The 17,516-nt window shown below is 65.4% G+C and carries 16 protein-coding genes and 9 tRNA genes; 12 read left to right on the top strand and 13 right to left on the bottom strand.

The window, feature by feature from the left end:
- Positions 1-19 precede the first annotated feature (19 nt).
- Complete coding sequence (locus ACWV8V_RS07330) at positions 20-670, bottom strand: class I SAM-dependent methyltransferase (protein WP_346466879.1); 651 nt, start codon at positions 668-670, stop codon at positions 20-22.
- A gap of 377 nt (positions 671-1,047) precedes the next feature.
- On the opposite strand from ACWV8V_RS07330, the gene ACWV8V_RS07325 reads away from it, so the two are divergent.
- From ACWV8V_RS07325 to ACWV8V_RS07280, 10 genes are all read left to right on the top strand, one after another.
- Positions 1,048-1,662 carry a CDP-alcohol phosphatidyltransferase family protein gene (locus ACWV8V_RS07325; RefSeq protein WP_070474651.1) on the top strand — a complete coding sequence of 205 codons (615 nt, stop codon included), beginning with the start codon at positions 1,048-1,050 and terminating at the stop codon, positions 1,660-1,662.
- 52 nt (positions 1,663-1,714) lie between these two features.
- Positions 1,715-2,767, top strand: coding sequence for a class III poly(R)-hydroxyalkanoic acid synthase subunit PhaE (phaE, locus tag ACWV8V_RS07320; protein WP_455899344.1), 1,053 nt, complete (start codon positions 1,715-1,717; stop codon positions 2,765-2,767).
- Positions 2,764-3,834 carry a class III poly(R)-hydroxyalkanoic acid synthase subunit PhaC gene (gene phaC, locus ACWV8V_RS07315; RefSeq protein WP_121037331.1) on the top strand — a complete coding sequence of 357 codons (1,071 nt, stop codon included), beginning with the start codon at positions 2,764-2,766 and terminating at the stop codon, positions 3,832-3,834. The genes phaE and phaC overlap by 4 nt, the downstream gene beginning before the upstream one ends.
- Positions 3,831-4,202, top strand: a complete 372-nt coding sequence (locus tag ACWV8V_RS07310; RefSeq protein ID WP_121037328.1) for a YfeK family protein — start codon at positions 3,831-3,833, stop codon at positions 4,200-4,202. The genes phaC and ACWV8V_RS07310 overlap by 4 nt, the downstream gene beginning before the upstream one ends.
- Before the next feature lie 47 nt (positions 4,203-4,249).
- Positions 4,250-4,453, top strand: a complete 204-nt coding sequence (locus tag ACWV8V_RS07305; RefSeq protein WP_455899343.1) for a PspC domain-containing protein — start codon at positions 4,250-4,252, stop codon at positions 4,451-4,453.
- Positions 4,450-4,908, top strand: a complete 459-nt coding sequence (locus tag ACWV8V_RS07300) for a hypothetical protein (protein ID WP_259259733.1) — start codon at positions 4,450-4,452, stop codon at positions 4,906-4,908. Before ACWV8V_RS07305 ends, ACWV8V_RS07300 begins: the two co-directional genes overlap by 4 nt.
- A 159-nt stretch (positions 4,909-5,067) precedes the next feature.
- The gene (locus ACWV8V_RS07295) at positions 5,068-5,283 is read left to right on the top strand and encodes a hypothetical protein (RefSeq protein ID WP_259259734.1); all 216 of its coding nucleotides are present in this window, start codon (positions 5,068-5,070) and stop codon (positions 5,281-5,283) included.
- 207 nt (positions 5,284-5,490) lie between these two features.
- Entirely contained in the window at positions 5,491-7,866 is a 2,376-nt protein-coding gene (locus ACWV8V_RS07290; RefSeq protein WP_455899342.1) for a Tex family protein, read from the top strand.
- Positions 7,867-8,016: 150 nt separating this feature from the next.
- On the top strand, positions 8,017-10,233 hold the full coding sequence (locus ACWV8V_RS07285; RefSeq protein ID WP_259259736.1) for a PAS domain S-box protein: 2,217 nt from the start codon (positions 8,017-8,019) through the stop codon (positions 10,231-10,233).
- A gap of 267 nt (positions 10,234-10,500) precedes the next feature.
- Complete coding sequence (locus tag ACWV8V_RS07280) at positions 10,501-12,351, top strand: methyl-accepting chemotaxis protein (RefSeq protein ID WP_455899341.1); 1,851 nt, start codon at positions 10,501-10,503, stop codon at positions 12,349-12,351.
- 118 nt (positions 12,352-12,469) lie between these two features.
- Here the strand turns inward: ACWV8V_RS07280 and ACWV8V_RS07275 are convergent, their stop codons facing one another.
- From ACWV8V_RS07275 to ACWV8V_RS07265, 3 genes are all read right to left on the bottom strand, one after another.
- A complete protein-coding gene (locus ACWV8V_RS07275; protein ID WP_259259738.1) occupies positions 12,470-13,189 on the bottom strand; it encodes an RES family NAD+ phosphorylase in 720 nt (239 codons plus the stop codon).
- A gap of 258 nt (positions 13,190-13,447) precedes the next feature.
- A complete protein-coding gene (locus tag ACWV8V_RS07270; RefSeq protein WP_259259739.1) occupies positions 13,448-13,831 on the bottom strand; it encodes a hypothetical protein in 384 nt (127 codons plus the stop codon).
- Between the two features lie 338 nt (positions 13,832-14,169).
- Positions 14,170-14,256: transfer RNA gene (locus tag ACWV8V_RS07265), tRNA-Leu, on the bottom strand.
- Positions 14,257-14,380: 124 nt separating this feature from the next.
- On the opposite strand from ACWV8V_RS07265, the gene ACWV8V_RS07260 reads away from it, so the two are divergent.
- Positions 14,381-14,761 (top strand): response regulator, encoded by a 381-nt coding sequence (locus tag ACWV8V_RS07260; RefSeq protein ID WP_123729545.1) that lies wholly within the window; start codon positions 14,381-14,383, stop codon positions 14,759-14,761.
- A 7-nt stretch (positions 14,762-14,768) separates the two neighbouring features.
- Here ACWV8V_RS07260 and ACWV8V_RS07255 read toward each other — a convergent pair whose 3' ends face one another.
- Positions 14,769-15,725 (bottom strand): SOS response-associated peptidase family protein, encoded by a 957-nt coding sequence (locus ACWV8V_RS07255; protein WP_455899340.1) that lies wholly within the window; start codon positions 15,723-15,725, stop codon positions 14,769-14,771.
- Positions 15,726-15,830: 105 nt separating this feature from the next.
- Between ACWV8V_RS07255 and ACWV8V_RS07250 the strand changes: the two genes are divergently transcribed.
- Positions 15,831-16,247: a GNAT family N-acetyltransferase gene (locus tag ACWV8V_RS07250; protein WP_455899339.1), complete on the top strand. Its 417-nt coding sequence runs from the start codon at positions 15,831-15,833 to the stop codon at positions 16,245-16,247.
- Between the two features lie 50 nt (positions 16,248-16,297).
- On the opposite strand, the gene ACWV8V_RS07245 is transcribed toward ACWV8V_RS07250, so the two are convergent.
- From ACWV8V_RS07245 to ACWV8V_RS07210, 8 genes are all read right to left on the bottom strand, one after another.
- A tRNA-Glu gene (locus ACWV8V_RS07245) sits at positions 16,298-16,373 on the bottom strand.
- A 50-nt stretch (positions 16,374-16,423) separates the two neighbouring features.
- Positions 16,424-16,499 (bottom strand) — tRNA-Ala (locus tag ACWV8V_RS07240).
- 105 nt (positions 16,500-16,604) lie between these two features.
- Positions 16,605-16,680 (bottom strand) — tRNA-Glu (locus ACWV8V_RS07235).
- A 49-nt stretch (positions 16,681-16,729) separates the two neighbouring features.
- Positions 16,730-16,805 (bottom strand) — tRNA-Ala (locus ACWV8V_RS07230).
- A 134-nt stretch (positions 16,806-16,939) separates the two neighbouring features.
- Positions 16,940-17,015: transfer RNA gene (locus tag ACWV8V_RS07225), tRNA-Glu, on the bottom strand.
- Positions 17,016-17,066: 51 nt separating this feature from the next.
- Positions 17,067-17,142: transfer RNA gene (locus ACWV8V_RS07220), tRNA-Ala, on the bottom strand.
- Positions 17,143-17,286: 144 nt separating this feature from the next.
- A tRNA-Glu gene (locus ACWV8V_RS07215) sits at positions 17,287-17,362 on the bottom strand.
- Positions 17,363-17,415: 53 nt separating this feature from the next.
- A tRNA-Ala gene (locus ACWV8V_RS07210) sits at positions 17,416-17,491 on the bottom strand.
- Positions 17,492-17,516: the final 25 nt, after the last annotated feature.

Genomic DNA, 17,516 nt, shown 5'->3' with positions numbered 1-17,516 from the left:
TACCGGCCGGCGGCCGGCCCTACCGGCGGGCGAGCAGCAGGTGGAAGTGCTTGGTCACTTCGCGCCCGTCGTTGCTGCGCCCGGTTTCGCGATGCGTGCGCCAGGCCTGCACCGTCAAGCCGGCGCTGCGCAGTGCCGACTCGACGTCGGCCAGTTCATGCAGATGGAACCCGTGCGCGGTGAACGGCAGGGTGCGCATGAAGGCGGCATCGCCGAAGGCCAGGCAGAGCCGGCCACCGGGGCGAAGCACGCGGGTCAGTTCGGCGAACGGGAATTTCAGTTCGTCCCAGAAATACAGGGTGTTCACTGCCAGCGCCGCATCGGTGCAGGCCGAGTCCAAGGGCAGGGCATGCGCATCGCCCAGACGGACGTCGGCGCGATCCTGCAGCGCGTGCGCGGCCAGCAGCGCGTTACCCGCGTCGACCATGGCCGCTGAGACATCGACACCCACGTAGCGGCTGCGCGGCGTGCGCAGCAGGTCCGGTGCGAAGGCCGCATTGCCCGGGCCGATCTCCAGCACCTGTTCGCCAGGGGTGATCGACAGCAGGGCGATGGCGGCGCGGTTGAGGTCACCGTTGCTGCGGTTCATGGCGTCGGCCACGGCAAGCGCATGCTCACCGTGCGGATGGCGCAACTGGGCGGCCAGATCATCGTGGGAAAGCACGCGCAAGACTCCTGTCGGTGGGCGGCAGGACCTGGCGGCGGCGGAGTCCACTGACCAGCTTAGCCGACCCGCGGCCGCTGTGGGGAGGGATGCAGACCGGGATCGGGCCGAGGCAATGAGGATCGGTGATCAACAAATGACCATCGTCGCGACTATTGAGATCGAGTTGTCCACAGGGGGTGTGGATGACTCGTGGGCAAGTTTGTGGATAAGCCGCGTCGGCCCCCGCCGGTACTCGCTGTCAAGATGGGTGGCCAAAAATTCACCGCAGGTCGTGCTGGCGTGAACGGCGCGGCAAGGCTGGAGTACGGTGGCGTAGGGAACGCTGTCCCGGCGCGGGCCGCTCGCGGTACTCTCTTGCCATTGCCGCCACCTGATCCTTCATGAAACGTCACTTCTCGATGTTGCGCGAGTTCCACCTGGCCGACTGGTTCACCCTGGCCAACGCGTTCTGCGGCACCGGCGCGGTCTTTGCCGCCATGCGCTACCTGCAGGATGGCGAGCGCAGCTATCTGCTGTTCGGCATGGCCCTGATCCCCTTGGCCTTCATCTTCGACGCGCTGGACGGGCGCATCGCCCGCTGGCGCAAGTCCAGTTCGACGCTGGGCCGTGAGCTGGATTCGCTGTCGGACATCATCTCCTTCGGCGTCGCCCCGGCGGCGCTGGCCTATGCCTGCGGCATGCAGGGCGGCTGGGACTGGCTGGTGCTGAGCTACTTCGTCTGCTGTGGCGTCAGTCGCCTGGCGCGCTACAACGTGACCGCCGAAGCGCTGGCCGGCGAGGGCGACAAAGTGCCGTACTTCGAGGGCACCCCGATCCCGACCAGCCTGGCGCTGGTGGTGGTGCTGGCCGTGGCGGCAAGCGTCGGCGCTACCGGCGCGGACCTGTGGCTGGGCCAATGGCAGCTGGGGCCGTGGCAGCTGCACCCACTGGTGCTGCTGTTCGCGCTGTCCGGCTCGCTGATGATCAGCAAGACCCTGCGCATCCCCAAGCCGTGAGGCACGGCAGCGCGGCATTGCTATCATCGTTCCCCGAGACGGGAGGACGGTCATGACCACGGCGGGCAGTGGCAGCGGCGCAGGCGATGTAGAAGCCCTGGCGCGGCAGTATTTCAGTGCGTGGGGCGATGCCCTTCGGCACGCTGCGGCACCGCCCGGCGCTACCGCCGGCCCCGAAGGCCAAGGCAACTGGCAGCAGGCGATCGACTGGTGGGCACAGATGATGCCCAACGCCGCCCACGGCCCGGCCGATGAAGCGGTGCACCGCTTCCGTGAACAGGCCGGTGGCTGGTACGGCACGATGCAGCAGGTCGCCGCGCAGTTCGCTGGCCGCGACACCACCAGCGCAGAAGTCGCGCAGGCGTGGCGCACGGCGGTGCTGGGGCAGGGCGACGGGCTGTTGCAGTGGATGCTGCAGGGCGCCCGCGGACATACCCAAGCCGAGGGGCCGGATCTGCTGCAGCTGTTGGAAACCCTGCAGCGTCAGCTCGGTCCGTGGCTGCAGAGCCCGGCGTTTGGTCCCGGCCGTGAGCACCAGGCCCGCTGGCAGGCGCTGCTGCGGGCCCAGCAGGACTACCAGGCGCACTCGCGCGACTACGTGGATCAGATCAAGCAGGCGCTGGACGATGCGTTCACCCTGTTCGAGCAGCGCCTGGCCGAGCACGAACAGCCGGGCAACCAGCTGACCAGCGCGCGGGCGATGTTCGATCTGTGGATCGATGCGGCCGAGGAGGCCTATGCGAAGGTCGCGCTGTCCGAGCCGTTCCAGGCGGTGTACGCCTCGCTGGGGAACGCCCAGATGCGGCTGCGCGCGGCCGCCCAGCAGGAGATCGAACGGCTGACCGAGAGCTTCGGGCTGCCGACACGCACAGAAATGGATGCAGCACATCGCCGGATCGCCGAGCTTGAGCGGCTGGTGCGACGCATGGCCGCCGGCGCGGGTGCGGCACCTGCCAGTGCGGCCAAGGTGCGCAGGCCCGCAGTGAAACCCGCCGCCGCGAGCAAGCGCACACCCCGCGCGGCCAAGCCGGCCAAGCCGGCCAAGGCCACCGCCAAACCCACCAAGGCCAGCAAGCCCACCAAGCCAAGGAAGCGCAGCGTATGAAAGGCCCCTTGGGCTTCAACGCCGAAGACCTCCTGCAGGAAACCCTGGCCATGCAGCGCAAGCTGATGGACGGGCTGAAGCTGCTGCCCTCGGTGGACGATGTCGATTACGGCGCGACCACCCGCGAGGAGGTCTGGCGCGACGGCAAGGTCACGCTGTACCGCTTCGTCGGCAGCGAGCCGCCGCTGCATGCCACACCACTGCTGATCGTCTATGCGCTGGTCAACCGGCCGTACATGGTCGACCTGCAGACCGACCGCTCGCTGGTGCAGAAACTGCTGGCGCTCGGGCACGACGTCTATGTGCTGGACTGGGGCTACCCGGACCGCTCCGAGCGCTATCAGACGCTGGAGGATTACCTGCTGCGCTTCGTCGATGGTGCGGTGGATCACCTGCAGGCGCACAACGGCGGCGAGCCGATCAACATGCTCGGCATCTGCCAGGGCGGCGTGTTCGCGCTGTGCTATGCGGCGCTGCGCCAGGCCAAGCTGGCCAACCTGATCACGATGGTCACCCCGGTCGATTTCCATACGCCGGACAACATGCTCTCGCACTGGGCGCGCCAGGTGGACGTGGACCTGCTGGTGGACACGCTGGGCAACATCCCGGCCGACCTGATGAATGCCAGCTACCTGATGCTCAAGCCGTTCCGCCTCAACGTGCAGAAATACGTGGGTTTGCTGGACATCCTGGACGACAAGGATGCGCTGGAGGATTTCCTGCGCATGGAGAAGTGGATCTTCGACTCGCCCGATCTCGCCGGCGAAGCCTTCCGTGACTTCATCAAGCAGTTCTACCAGGGCAATGGCCTGATGCACGACGGCGTGCGCATCGGCGAGGACACCGTCGACCTCCAGCAGGTCACGTTGCCGGTGTTGAACATCTATGCCGAGCAGGACCATCTGGTCCCGCCGGATGCGTCACGTGCGTTGCGCAGCCGGATCGGCAGCACGGATTACACCGAGAGCAGTTTCCGCGGTGGCCACATCGGTATCTATGTCTCCGGGCGGGCCCAGCGCGAGGTCCCCGGTACAATCAACGATTGGTTGAAGGAACGTTCCGCATGACCCATCGCACCCGAGCCCTGCTCGCACTGGCCCTCATCGCCCCCAGCGTGGCGCTGGCCGCCCCGACCGACACCGCGCGCCGCGAGATCGCCGGCCTGATCGGCGCGCTGGATGGCTCCAGTTGCCGCTTCCAGCGCAATGGCAGCTGGCACGATGCGCCCGAGGCGCGGGCCCATCTGCAGCGCAAGTACGACTACCTGCTCAAGAAGGACAAGGTCGACACGGCCGAGCAGTTCATCGAACGTGCCGCCAGCCAGAGCAGCATGAGCGGCAAGCCCTACCGGATCGCCTGCCCGGGCCAGCCCGAACAGACCGCAGCGGTGTGGTTCGGCGCGCGCCTGAAGGCCCTGCGCCAACGCACCCCGTAGACACGGTTCGCGCTAGAGTCGGCACCTACCGGCTCGAGACCCCGTGCATGAACACACCGACGCGCCCGCTGTCCCGTTCGCTCAACGACCGCATGATCGCCGGGGTGATGGGCGGTATCTCGCATCGCTACGGCTGGAACGTGACCCTGGTACGGGTGCTGTTCGTGCTGATCTCGATCGGCTCGGCGGCCTTCCCGGGCATCCTGGTCTACCTGATCCTGTGGCTGTTGATCCCCAACGAGGCCGATTGAGCCTCTCGCCGGGGCTGCTGCGCGCGCTGCAGGGGCTTGGCGCGCTGTGGACCTCACCCAACACCCTGATCGGCCTGGCCGCTGGCACCGCCGGGATGCTGGCCGGTGCGCGCCCGTCGTGGAACGGGCGTGACTGCGCGATCGTGTTCCGCGAATTTCCGTGGGGGCCGGGCGGGGCGATCACGCTGGGCAACGTCATCCTGCACACCGGGCCGGTGCTGGACGTGCCATGCCGCACCTATGCACACCAGGCCGGTCACGCAACCGAGCCGGTGATCGGGTTGCACGACCACGAGCGTGCGCACGTCTACCAGTATCTGGTGCTGGGGCCGTTGTACCTGCCGGTGTACCTGCTGTGCGGTGGGGTGAGCGCGCGCAATCCGTTCGAGCGGGCGGCCGATGTCTATGCGCTGCAGGGGCGGGGCTGGTGGCCATCGTGGCGTGCTGCGCGGTGACGTTATCTCCGCGTTAAATTCATGTAAGAAAAACGTCGACAACGCGACGTCATCTGCATGCAAAAAAACGTTATTAGTCTGCATGACGAATCAGTCAGGTTTGCCGGGGTAAGCTTGCAGCGCTGTATGAGCAACCGTTTTTCTGGAGGAATACATCACATGGCAATCGTTCTTTATGTCGGTGGTAGCAAGGATGGCGACAAGGGCCTGGTGCCCCATGGTTTCAGCAAGTCCCAGGCCGATACCGAGCTGGGTCCGGAGATCTACACCGAGCGGTTCATGGAACTGCAGGGTGTGGGCAAGGTGCGGGTGATGGCGTTGGAGTCGATGCACGACGAGATCGTCCACCAACGCGCGGCCGTGCATTACCGGTAAGCCAGTCACACCGCAGAGGTGCCCGGTTGTCGCGGGCGCCCGCGCCGGCATCCCAGCCCCACGCAGGATGCCGGCGTGAACGCAGGACCCCTCGTGTGGTCATCGCCACGGGGCGACAGGTTCGGCCCGGCCTGTCAACGGCTTTCCCCCGCCGCCGCGCATCGCCAGAATGGGTTCTTTCCGCAAAAGCGGCTCCGGCCGGAAGCAATGCCTGACATCAAGCTCGCGCAGCAGATCGCCCAGACCATCGCCGATGAGATCGGTGCCCAGACCGCCCAGGCCCTCGCCGCCATCGCCCTGTTGGACGAAGGCGCCAGCGTTCCGTTCATCGCCCGCTACCGCAAGGAAGTCACCGGCGGCCTGGACGATACCCAGCTGCGCAACCTCGAAACGCGCCTGACCTACCTGCGCGAGCTGGAAGACCGCCGCGCCGCGGTGCTGTCCAGCATCGACGAACAGGGCAAGCTCAGCGACGAGCTGCGCAACGAGATCCTCGGCGCGGACACCAAGTCGCGCTTGGAAGATCTGTACCTGCCGTACAAGCCCAAGCGCCGCACCCGTGCCCAGATCGCGCGCGAAGCCGGCCTGGAGCCGCTCGCCGATGGCCTGCTGGCCGATCCGGGCCTGGACCCGCAGGTGTTTGGCGCGACCTTCGTCGATAGCGACAAGGGCGTGGCCGACGTCAAGGCGGCCTTGGAAGGTGCGCGCGCGATCCTGATGGAGCGTTGGGGTGAAGATGCCGCGCTGGTCGGCGAGCTGCGCATCTGGCTGGGCGAGAACGGCGTGATCCGCGCACGTGTCGCCGAGGGCAAGGAAGAGCAGGGCGCCAAGTACCGCGATTACTTTGAACACGCCGAGTCGCTGGCGAAGATTCCGTCCCACCGCCTGCTGGCCCTGTTCCGCGCGCGCCGCGAGGAAATCCTGTTCCTGGAACTGGACCCGGGCAGCGATGCCGAGGCCGGCAATCTGTATGCCGAAGGCCGTGTCGCGCACAACGCAGGCATCCGCGATGCCGGCCGCCCCGGTGATCGCTGGCTGCTCGACGCCTGCCGCCTGACCTGGCGCGCTAAGCTGCACATGCACCTGCTGCTGGACCTGTTCAACCAGGCGCGCGAAAAGGCCGAGGCCGAAGCCATCTCGGTCTTCGGCGACAACCTCAAGGATCTGCTGCTGTCGGCACCGGCCGGCCCCAAGGCTGTGCTCGGCCTGGACCCGGGCATCCGCACCGGCTGCAAGATCGCGGTGGTCGATGCCACCGGCAAGCTGGTCGCCACCGACACCATCTACCCGCACGAACCGCGCCGCCAGTGGGACCAGTCGCTGCACACGATCAAGCAGCTGTGCGTGCAGCACAACGTGGAGCTGATCGCGATCGGCAACGGCACCGCCAGCCGCGAGACCGACAAGCTGGCCGGTGACGTGATCAAGGCGCTGGGCGACACCAAGCTGCAGAAGATCGTGGTCAGCGAAGCCGGCGCGTCCGTCTACTCGGCGTCGGAATTCGCGGCCAAGGAGTTCCCGAACCTGGACGTGTCGATCCGTGGTGCGGTGTCGATCGCGCGCCGCCTGCAGGATCCGCTGGCCGAGCTGGTCAAGATCGAGCCCAAGGCGATCGGTGTGGGCCAGTACCAGCACGACGTGGACCAGTACCGGCTGGCGCGTGCGCTGGATGCGCGCGTGGAAGACTGTGTCAACGCGGTCGGCGTGCACGTCAACACCGCCTCGGCGGCGCTGCTCTCGCGCGTGTCGGGGCTGTCGTCCGCCGTGGCCGAGAACATCGTGCGGCATCGCGATGACAACGGTCCGTTCAAGCGCCGCAAGGACCTGCTCAAGGTGCCGCGGCTGGGCGAGAAGACCTTCGAGCAGTGCGCCGGCTTCCTGCGCATCGCCGACGGCGACCAGCCGCTGGATGCCTCCTCGGTGCACCCGGAAGCCTACCCCGTGGTGGAGCGCATCGTGGCCGCCACCGCGCGCCCGATCAAGGCACTGATTGGCGACGGCAGCTTCCTGCGCGGGCTCAAGGCGGAGCAGTTCACCGACGCCACCTTCGGTGTTCCGACCGTGCGCGACATCCTCAAGGAACTGGAAAAACCCGGCCGCGATCCCCGCCCGGAGTTCAAGGCGGCCCGTTTCGCCGACGGGGTCGAGGAGCTGAAAGACCTCAAGGTCGGCATGATCCTGGAAGGCGTGGTCAGCAACGTGGCCGCGTTCGGTGCCTTCGTGGACATCGGTGTGCACCAGGATGGCCTGATCCACATCTCCGCGCTGTCCGATACCTACGTCAAGGATCCGCGTGACGTGGTCAAGGCCGGTGACATCGTCAAGGTGAAGGTGCTGGAGGTCGACGTGGCGCGCAAGCGCATCGCGCTGACCCGCCGTCTGGATGACACCCCGGCCCCGGCCAAGGCGCCCGGTGAGCGCGATGCGCGCCCGGCCGGTGGCGGCCGCCGTGACGGCGGGGCGGGCAATGGGCCGCGCGGTAGCGGCCGTGGCACCCCGTCCGGCCCGCGGCCGGGCAGTGCGGCGCCGCCGGCCAACAACGCGCTGGCCGATGCCTTCGCGCGGGCCAAACGCGGCGGTTGAGGCCGGCGCGGGAACGCCCAGAGGCCGCCTTCGGGCGGCCTTTGGCGTTTCAGGCGACCGGTTCGTGCCGGAGGCACTTCTGGTTTGACGCGGGTTTACGCAAACTCTGCGTTGAATGCCGGTATGGTGGATGGGCGGCGGGGAGGCCAGATGACCGACAAACAGGCAGCGCCGGGCGACCGGCCGGGCCACAGTGGTGACGTCGAGGCCGCCCTGCCGGCCATGGCCGAGCACGCCCGTCGCCTGGAGATGATCATCGAGGGCACCGCGGCTGGCACCTGGGACTGGAACATTCCCGACGGCCTGATGCGGGTGAACGAACGCTGGGCGCAGATCGTTGGCTATACGCGGGAGGAGCTGGCGCCGATCACGCCGGAGACCTTCTTCCGACTGGTCCATCCCGAGGATCTGGCGCAGTCCAATGCGCTGTTGGACGAGCATCTGCAAGGCCGCTCCGCGCATTACGAGAGTCTGTGCCGGATGCGCCACAAGCAGGGGCACTGGATCTGGGTGCAGGATCGCGGGCGCGTCTACGAGCGGGATGGGCAGGGCAGGCCGATCTGGATGGCCGGCGCCCATGCCGATGTCACCGATCTGCAGCAGGCCCGGCAGGACGCGGCGGACATGCGGCAGCGGCTGCAGGCGGTGGTCGATGCGTCCGACGAAGTAGCGGTGATCGCCACCGACATCGACGGCGTGATCACTCTGTTCAACACCGGCGCGCAGAAGCTGCTGGGCTACGCCGCCGAGGAGGTGATCGGCCGGGTCGACCTGGGCCGGTTCCACGATCCCGATGAAATGCGTGCCTATCTGCAGGCCGACGCACCGGCGGACGGGCAAGTACCGAGCATCTTCCAGGCACTCACCGCGCGCGCGACCCAGGGCACCTGGTCACGTCAGTGGACCTTCGTGCGCAAGGACGGGGAACGCCGCCAGGTGCGCTTGTCGATCAGCCCGCTCGACGGTGCGGGCGGCCGGATCGGTTACGTGGGCATGGCGGTGGATCTGACCCCGCTGCTGGAAGTGCGCGAGCAGGCCCATGTGGCGGCCAAGAAGTTCGCCGGCGCGTTCTCATCGGCGGCGCTGGGCATGGCCCTGGTCTCGCTGGAAGGTCGCTGGCTGGACGTCAACGATGCGCTGTGCGGGATTCTCGGCTACACCCGCGCCGAACTGCTGCAGATCGACTTCCAGACGCTCACCCACGCCGATGATCTGAACACCGATCTGGCCTTGCTTGGCGACCTGCTGGCCGGGCGTCGCGACCACTACCACATGGAAAAACGTTATCTGGGCAAGGCCGGCAACCTGGTCTGGGGCCGCCTCTCGGTCTCGCTGGTGCGCTCGGAGAGTGGGGAGCCGCTGCATTTCGTGTCCCAGATCCAGGACGTGACGGTGCAGCGCCAGAGTGGCCAGCAACTGCGCGAGTCCGAACAGCGCACCCGGGTCACCCTGGATGCGGTGGCCGACATGGTGCTGACCCTGGATCTGCACGGTGGCATCCAGTACGCGAACGCGGCGGCCACACGCGCGCTGGCCGGCGAGGGGGCCGAATCACTGGCCGGCGGTCAGCTGCAGGACGTCATGGAGCTGACCACCGAGTACGCGCCGCGCTCGCCGTTGGACCTGGCCGTGCTGCTGGACCCGGAGAGCAATGCCGTCGACCTCCATTCGGATCTGCTGCTCTCGGTGGGCGCCCACCTGTTGCCAGTGGACGTCACCCGGGCCTGGCTGCGTGGCGAGGACGGGCAGACCACTGGCGCGGTCTGGGTCATCCGCGATGTCACCCAGCAGCGCGCCCGGCAGCGGGAAGCGCGGCACCTGGCCGAAGTCGACCCGCTCACCGAGCTGAGCAACCGGCGCGGGTTCGAGGCTCACCTGCAGCAGGCCATCACCCGGGTCGCCCGGACGGGGCAGTCGGCGTCGCTGATGTACATCGACCTGGACCGGTTCAAGCCGGTCAACGATACCCATGGCCATCTCGCCGGCGATGCCGTGCTGTGGGCGGTGGCGAGTCTGCTGCGCCATGGGGTACGTGATTCGGACATCGTGGCGCGGCTGGGGGGCGATGAGTTCGCGGTGATCCTGGCCGGCTGTTCGCTCAAACGCGCGCGCCGGATCGCCAGCGACCTGCTGGAGTCGCTGCGCGGGCTGTCCATTCCCTGGGACCTGCAGCGGCTGAAGGTGGGCGCCAGCATCGGCATCGCCCGGATCGGTGGCAGCATGAGCGTGGATGATGCGGTGGCCGCCGCGGATGCGCAGTGCTACCGGGCCAAGGCGATGGGACGTGACAACGTGCAGGTGGAGACCCTGGTGGCGGGGGACGTGGAGGTGCTTGAGAGCCAGGACGGCTCGGAGGGCGGCGAGTGAGCCGGTGCAGGCTGAACCGCAGCGTGCCCTAAAGCTCCCGGAATCTCGGCCGTTATATGACTCGCAGTCATTGCCTGCACACTCACGTGGATATCTGGCTTTACACCTGTTTGAACGGTTCATTGCCGCCGCCTGTCGCGGTGTTTGAAGCGCACTGAAGTAACGTCAGCCCCACCGGCGATCTTCGTGAGTCCAGCCAACGGAATACCGCTACCGGGCCGCCGCCCGGGGTTGACCTATTCGCTAAACGGACACCGAGGTCTAACGATGCTTACTTCAGGCTTGCACACGCATGTGCCCGACCGTGCCTCCGAGACAGGTGCATGGTCCCCGCGACACGCTTTCGCCACATTGTTCGCTTCCCGCCGCAGCACGGAGGGCGCGGTCTCCGACGCCCGACAGCGCCAGTGCGAGCTGGAAGACCAGGTCAAGGCCCTGCATCGGGTCCAGGCCGTGATCGAGTTCGACCTGGACGGCACCATCCTGCAGGCCAACGAGAACTTCCTGCAGACGCTCGGCTACACGCTGGACGACATCCAAGGCAGGCACCACGCCATGTTCGTCGATCCGGAGTACGCCAAAAGCAGGGAATATCGGGACTTCTGGGTGAATCTGGGGCGTGGCGAATTCGATGCGGGACAGTACCGCCGCATCGGCAAAGGCGGCCGTGACATCTGGATCCAGGCGTCCTACAACCCGGTGTTCGACGCCGACGGGCGGCCCTACAAGGTGGTCAAGTTCGCCACCGACATCACCGCACAGAAATTCCAGGCCGCCGATTTTGCCGGCCAGTTGGCGGCGATCAACAAGTCCCAGGCGGTGATCGAGTTCGATCTCGACGGCCGCATCCTGGCGGCCAACGAAAACTTCCTCGCAGCCATGGGGTATACACTGGACGAGGTGCGCGGCCAGCACCATTCCATGTTCGCCGAGCCTGGGTACCGCGACAGTGCCGAGTACCGTGCGTTCTGGGCGAAACTCGGCCGTGGCGAGTACGACGCCGGCCAGTACAAACGATTGGGCAAGAGCGGGCGCGAGGTCTGGATCCAGGCCTCGTACAACCCGATCTACGATATGAACGGTCGTCCGTTCAAGGTCGTCAAATATGCCACCGACATCACCGCCCAGGTGCGTGACACCCAGGCATTGCAGGAGGCCGTGGCACAGACGCGTGAAGTGGTGGCCGCCGCCCAGAGCGGGGACCTGACCGGACATATCGCCACCCAGGACAAAACCGGCCCGATCGCCGAGCTTTGCGACGGCATCAATGCGCTGGTCGAAGCGATGGCCGGCATCATCGCCCAGATCAAGCTGGCCGCAGACACCATCGCGGTGGGCGCCAGCGAGATCGCCGAAGGCAACAGCGACCTCTCCGTGCGCACCGAGCAGCAGGCGGCCGCCCTGGAAGAAACGGCCGTTTCGATGAAGGGGCTGACGGCTACCGTGCGGCGGACGGCCGACAATGCCGTGCAGGCCAACCAGCTGGTGGGCGGGGCGGTGGAGGTGGCTGCGCAGGGGGGCCAGGTGGTGCACGAGGTGGTCTCGACCATGTCGCTGATCAACGAGTCCTCGCGCCGCATCGTCGACATCATCGGGGTGATCGACGGCATCGCCTTCCAGACCAATATCCTTGCGCTCAATGCGGCCGTCGAAGCGGCGCGTGCCGGCGAGCACGGTCGCGGCTTTGCCGTGGTGGCGTCGGAAATCCGCTCGCTGTCGCAGCGCTCGGCCGAGGCGGCCAAGGAGATCAAGCAGCTGATCGGGGATTCGGTCGAGAAGGTGGGCGCGGGCACGCGCCAGGTCGAAAGTGCCGGCCGCACCATGGACGAGATCGTGGTCAGCGTGAGGCGGGTGAGCGATCTGATGGCCGACATCAGTACGGCCGCGCGTGAGCAGAGCGACAGCATCGAGCAGATCAACCAGGTGGTCGAGCATATCGACGAGAGCACCCAGCAGAATGCCGCCCTGGTGGAGGAAGCCTCGGCCGCCGCGCGCAGCATGGAAGAGCAGTCCACCCAGTTGCTGCAGACGGTGGCGGCGTTCCGGGTGGGGGCTACGGGCGGGATGGCGCGAGCGGCGGCGGTTAATGCTGCACATCCGACGCTTCGGCTGGTCTGAGTTGATCTACGCAATAGCCGAAGGCCAGATCACTCGGATCTGGCCTTCGGGCGGCCCAGCGTCGGGCGGGGGGAGCTGAGTAGGCCACTTCTGGCACGCAGTGCGCGCTTATTGTCGCTCATGCGCATCGATCCTTCTCTCTCACGTACTCCCAGCCGCACAGTGTTGGCGCCGTTGATATATCCATCCGGCTATGAACGACGCTTGGCGGGAAGTCGTCCTGAAGCTCCACAAAGGAGCGATTACTGCAGATGTTGTCGGGAAAAACTGCCAGACAGGTCGATCCCGGTTGCTTGCTCGATCGAAACAAAACGCCCTCATAGCCGGCCCACTTGAGCATGAGGCCAAAGCGCTGACTCGGTGACGGTAAACCGAACTGGACGGGCCATGCTCGCCAGTTGACGTCCTGCAGGTTGGTCTGGAGACGGGACGGCGTACGAATGAGCAGGCTCTCGGGCTTGCCAAGTCGCAGGACTTTCGCGAGCCGGACCAGCTCATCTGGCACGGTGAATTTGGCAAGAATCTTCGCGACAGGTCTGAGGTTCTCGATATTTCGAACGTCGAACACCCTCTCGATCCTGCCATGGATGCGAACCGTGGTATCACTCTTTCGCAGGCTCATTTCCGCCGCGGTCAGTCCGGTTGCTTTCATCTTTTCAGACGAGGACTGGTAGCACTCGCGGAACGCAGTTTCATGCGAGTCACCGATGTACAGCGCCGGAAAGATCACTGCCGCACCGGACTCGTCGCAGTCGTTCCCGATATTGAATCGGCCGCCAATGGAGCGCACGCTCCCTGCGGCTGAAAGTGGATCGCTGGAGTATCGATACTGAACCATGCGAGCCCAACTATGGAATTCAAAGGCCGGTGCAGGCTTTGAATTCAGCGCATCTATCAGCTGGTCCCTCCGACGTAAGCGTTCACCTTCAAGGCCGTGATAAAGGGCGTCGTGAAGGTCATCAAGCTCTCGGGATCGCTTCTTCCATACCTCCAGATCAGATTCTGAGAATCTATCGAGGACATGAATCGTTGCAGGAAAGTCGTTCGGAACACCGTGCAGAGGGACAGGCTGTTTCGACCTCCGTGCCATGGACGCTCAGGCCTGATCCTCTTGAATTGCCGTAACAATAAAGCGGCGCAAACGATCGTGTCTACCAAGCCGGATCATGTCGCGTGGCGCGATGTCACCTAGCAGTGGATTCCTGGTACGAAACCAGAGAGCCGTCTTTGCTGCGTCGCCTTCGAAGATGTCCGCCACCATGTTGGCAACGGCACCGATCTCCTCCAGTCGTTCCCTGACAGCCTTCGGCGCGCCGTCGTCCCAGCGGACGGAGGCAACCGCAACAGATGCGATCTTCGAGACTGCATTGCGGTCGAGCTGCATGAACTCTGCAACCTTCTTGGGCTCAAATTCGGTGCCTTTCCCGAAATGCAACGAGTCCCTGAGCGGGACGCTACGGAAGAGCGGGGCGGTTTGCATGGCAAGCCAAGCGAGGGCGGGATTGGCGGAGTATTGCACACCTCGCGCAGCGATGCACCACGAGTAAAACAATAATTAACCACGTTTAGAACGGACTTAAAGCCTTATGCAACATGAGGTTAGCGCGCATCTTTGCCCGTGTGGAGATGGTTCAGGGGGGGGCGTGGCGCGTCCTGACGTCCGACCGTTTGCGGCGTCATTGCGCTTGGGTTCGCTGCTTGGGGCCAACCCGTCTCAAACGAAAAGACCCCGCCTAAGCGGGGTCTCATCTCCACTAATTGCGGAGCGCATCGTTTTTTGCGGAGTGCTTCTGACCATCCAGAAATCCCGCAAACCATTGGTGCCGAAGGTGGGACTCGAACCCACACGCTTTTAAGGGCGGCGGATTTTGAGTCCGCTGCGTCTACCGATTCCGCCACTTCGGCTGGCTGGCCGCGTAGTGTATACAAAATTCACACATGTGTGCAGACCTGAATGCTTAAGTTCCTGTCAGGGTTTCACCTACACAGGACGCTATACTCATCGCGCTGAACCATACAGGGAGTCGTCATGAGCGCGCTGCAGGATCTTCGGGTACTGGTGGTCGAGAACGACGAAATGAGCGCGGCCCTGCTGCAGATGCAGCTGGTCCAGTCCGGCGCCATCGTGGTGGGGCTGGCGGCCTCGGTGGGCGAGGCGCTGCGCCTGCTGGGCGAGACCCAGCCGCAGGTTGCCCTGCTGGACTATCGGCTGGCCAACAACGAAACCAGCGAGCCTGTCGCCCAGGCATTGGCTGCGCGCCAGATTCCCTTCGTGCTGGCGACCGGCATGGCCACCGCGCATCTGCCCGATGCCTTCCGTTCGGGCGTGATCCTGAGCAAGCCGTACCTGACTGCTGAATTGAACGCGGCCCTGGCGCGCGCGCAGGTCGGCGATTCCGTCGCCGGCTGAGCAGCACTCACGCGGCTTCGGCATGGGCGAGTGTCACCGGCTCGCGGTCGTCGAGGATCCGATACAGCGCTGCAAGGTCCTGCGGATCCGGGTTCAGCCAGGCGTCCAGATATTCCGGCCGGATCGGCACGATGCAGCGGTCATGGCCGGTGCGCGCCACGTCCGTCGGCGGCGCGTCGGTAATGGCGGCAAACGACAGCAGCCGGCCTTCCGGCCCTTCCCACTCCGACCACAGGCAGGCGATCAGCAGGTCGCGCGGCGGCTGCGGGCTGAATTCCAGGACAACATTCTCGGCTGTTTCGCCTGGCGACAGCAGCCGCTGTTCCAGGGCGTGCCGCGGCACGTGCTCGTAGAACGATTGCACCACCACCACGCCATGCTGATGGCCAAACGCGGATTTCCAATACGCCTCGAGGCTGTCGCGGCGCGCGTTGTAGGTGCCGGGATACAGCACGTCGTTGCGCGCGGGCTTGTCCGGCAGCCGGCATTGGTAGCGCATCGGTTTGATCACGCGTTGGCCCTGCTCGGACACGATCACCGGTGCGTATACGCCTGGGAAGATGCGGCTGTCGCGTGGTACCAGACCGGCGCGCTGCAGATCGGACAGGCGTGTCTGTGCGCGGTCGATGCGGTTGCCCGCGACGCGTACCTCGTTGCGTGCCTTTTGTGTAGGGCGCGCGGCCAGTTGCGCCTCGGCCGCCTTCAATCGCGCACCCTGCAGCCGCACTTCTTCGTCGAGCGCCTGCATTTCCTCGGCATGCCACTGCTGGATCCGCGCCACGATCTCCTGGCCTTGGGGCGTGCGCGCGCCAGCGAAGCCATCGTCCATCGCCTTGGGGGTTTTGGGCCGTTGTTTGCCGGCGTCGTGGGCATACAGCTGGGCGAACTCGTCCAGCGACAGCATGGCGCCGTACTCACGAACCAGCTTGGTGTAGTCGGCACGGATCTGGGCGGAATAGCACATGGCAGGGCAACAGGGCGGGCAGGGGGACAGGATAGGCCGATGGGTCGCACATCCTGCGAATCCATTCGGGCAAGCTGAGCGTCCATTCATTACTGGAGCCGCGTCATGTCGCTGCCCGCCGGTGTTCACTGCATTCCGTTGCCGCCCAGCGTGGAGGAGTATCGCGCGCTGCGCGTGCTCGCCGGGCTGAGCCCCAAGACGGCCGAGGCGGCGGCGCGGGGCCTGCCCAACACGATTTTTGGCGTGAGCATGCGCGAGGGTGACCGGCTGCTGGCCATGGGCCGGATCATCGGCGACGGCGGCTGTTTCCTGCAGGTGGTGGATATCGCGGTCGTGCCGGGCCGCCAAGGGCAGGGGCTGGGCAAGGCTGTGATGCAGCAGTTGGATGACTGGCTGCGGGGCCATGCCGTGGGTGCGTATGTGAGCCTGATCGCCGACGGCCAGGCGCACCGGCTGTACGCGCAGTTCGGCTTTGCCTTGACCGCGCCGCGTTCGGTGGGAATGGCCAAGGTCGTGGCATAGCGCCCATAAACAAACAGCCCCGACCGAAGTCAGGGCTGTTTGTTTGAAGCTGGCGTCCCCACGGGGATTCGAACCCCGGTCGCCACCGTGAAAGGGTGATGTCCTAGGCCTCTAGACGATGGGGACGCGTTAAACCGAATTTTTGGCTTCTATCGGACGGCCTGTGTCCGGAGAAGTGGTGGAGCCAGGCGGGATCGAACCGCCGACCTCCTGCATGCCATGCAGGCGCTCTCCCAGCTGAGCTATGGCCCCACAGTTGTGCTGCGAGCCGCCTATCATAGCGGTGGTTTCACCGGATGGGAAGGGGTTCGTAAAAACAAACAGACCCGACCGAAGTCAGGGCTGTTTGTTTGAAGCTGGCGTCCCCACGGGGATTCGAACCCCGGTCGCCACCGTGAAAGGGTGATGTCCTAGGCCTCTAGACGATGGGGACGCGTTAAACCGAATTTTGGCTTCTATCGGACGGCCTGTGTCCGGAGAAGTGGTGGAGCCAGGCGGGATCGAACCGCCGACCTCCTGCATGCCATGCAGGCGCTCTCCCAGCTGAGCTATGGCCCCACGTTGTACCGCGAGCCGCCTAGTATATCTGCCTGTTCACGTTTGTGGAAGCCTTTCCGGCATCCGCATCGCAACCGCAGTAGGCGGTGAACAAAAAGACCCGGCATGCCGGGCCTCGGTGTTCTTCTGATGAGTGGCGTCCCCACGGGGATTCGAACCCCGGTCGCCACCGTGAAAGGGTGATGTCCTAGGCCTCTAGACGATGGGGACGCATAAACTCATCAAATTGTTCAGCACACCCGGACGGCCTAAGGTCCGGAGTGGTGGAGCCAGGCGGGATCGAACCGCCGACCTCCTGCATGCCATGCAGGCGCTCTCCCAGCTGAGCTATGGCCCCACGATGCTGGAGGCGGAATTCTACGCGGCCGTGAAGCGTTCGCCAAGTCTTTTTTCTGAAATACCGAAGAAAGAATGCCGGACATTGATCGACGCGCCACAAACAAAAAGCCCCGACCGAAGTCAGGGCTTAGTGCGTTGCAATTGGCGTCCCCACGGGGATTCGAACCCCGGTCGCCACCGTGAAAGGGTGATGTCCTAGGCCTCTAGACGATGGGGACGCACGAAAACTTTAAATTTTGTCACTGCAATCTGATCGGCCTAATGATCGGATTGGTGGAGCCAGGCGGGATCGAACCGCCGACCTCCTGCATGCCATGCAGGCGCTCTCCCAGCTGAGCTATGGCCCCACGTCGTGAGGAGCGAAATCATAGC

It is taken from the genome of Stenotrophomonas sp. Ker107b (assembly GCF_053847245.1).
The sequence above is the reverse complement of the archived record's forward strand: the minus strand, read 5'-3'. Positions and strand labels throughout refer to the sequence as shown.

Bases quoted from the DNA above. Each gene is read 5' to 3' on its own strand.
- ACWV8V_RS07325 (WP_070474651.1), top strand. From the start codon at position 1,048: ATGAAACGTCACTTCTCGATGTTGCGCGAGTTCCACCTGGCCGACTGG.
- phaE (WP_455899344.1), top strand. From the start codon at position 1,715: ATGACCACGGCGGGCAGTGGCAGCGGCGCAGGCGATGTAGAAGCCCTG.
- phaC (WP_121037331.1), top strand. From the start codon at position 2,764: ATGAAAGGCCCCTTGGGCTTCAACGCCGAAGACCTCCTGCAGGAAACC.
- ACWV8V_RS07310 (WP_121037328.1), top strand. From the start codon at position 3,831: ATGACCCATCGCACCCGAGCCCTGCTCGCACTGGCCCTCATCGCCCCC.
- ACWV8V_RS07305 (WP_455899343.1), top strand. From the start codon at position 4,250: ATGAACACACCGACGCGCCCGCTGTCCCGTTCGCTCAACGACCGCATG.
- ACWV8V_RS07295 (WP_259259734.1), top strand. From the start codon at position 5,068: ATGGCAATCGTTCTTTATGTCGGTGGTAGCAAGGATGGCGACAAGGGC.
- ACWV8V_RS07290 (WP_455899342.1), top strand. From the start codon at position 5,491: ATGCCTGACATCAAGCTCGCGCAGCAGATCGCCCAGACCATCGCCGAT.
- ACWV8V_RS07285 (WP_259259736.1), top strand. From the start codon at position 8,017: ATGACCGACAAACAGGCAGCGCCGGGCGACCGGCCGGGCCACAGTGGT.
- ACWV8V_RS07280 (WP_455899341.1), top strand. From the start codon at position 10,501: ATGCTTACTTCAGGCTTGCACACGCATGTGCCCGACCGTGCCTCCGAG.
- ACWV8V_RS07275 (WP_259259738.1), bottom strand. From the start codon at position 13,189: ATGGTTCAGTATCGATACTCCAGCGATCCACTTTCAGCCGCAGGGAGC.
- ACWV8V_RS07270 (WP_259259739.1), bottom strand. From the start codon at position 13,831: ATGCAAACCGCCCCGCTCTTCCGTAGCGTCCCGCTCAGGGACTCGTTG.
- ACWV8V_RS07260 (WP_123729545.1), top strand. From the start codon at position 14,381: ATGAGCGCGCTGCAGGATCTTCGGGTACTGGTGGTCGAGAACGACGAA.
- ACWV8V_RS07255 (WP_455899340.1), bottom strand. From the start codon at position 15,725: ATGTGCTATTCCGCCCAGATCCGTGCCGACTACACCAAGCTGGTTCGT.
- ACWV8V_RS07250 (WP_455899339.1), top strand. From the start codon at position 15,831: ATGTCGCTGCCCGCCGGTGTTCACTGCATTCCGTTGCCGCCCAGCGTG.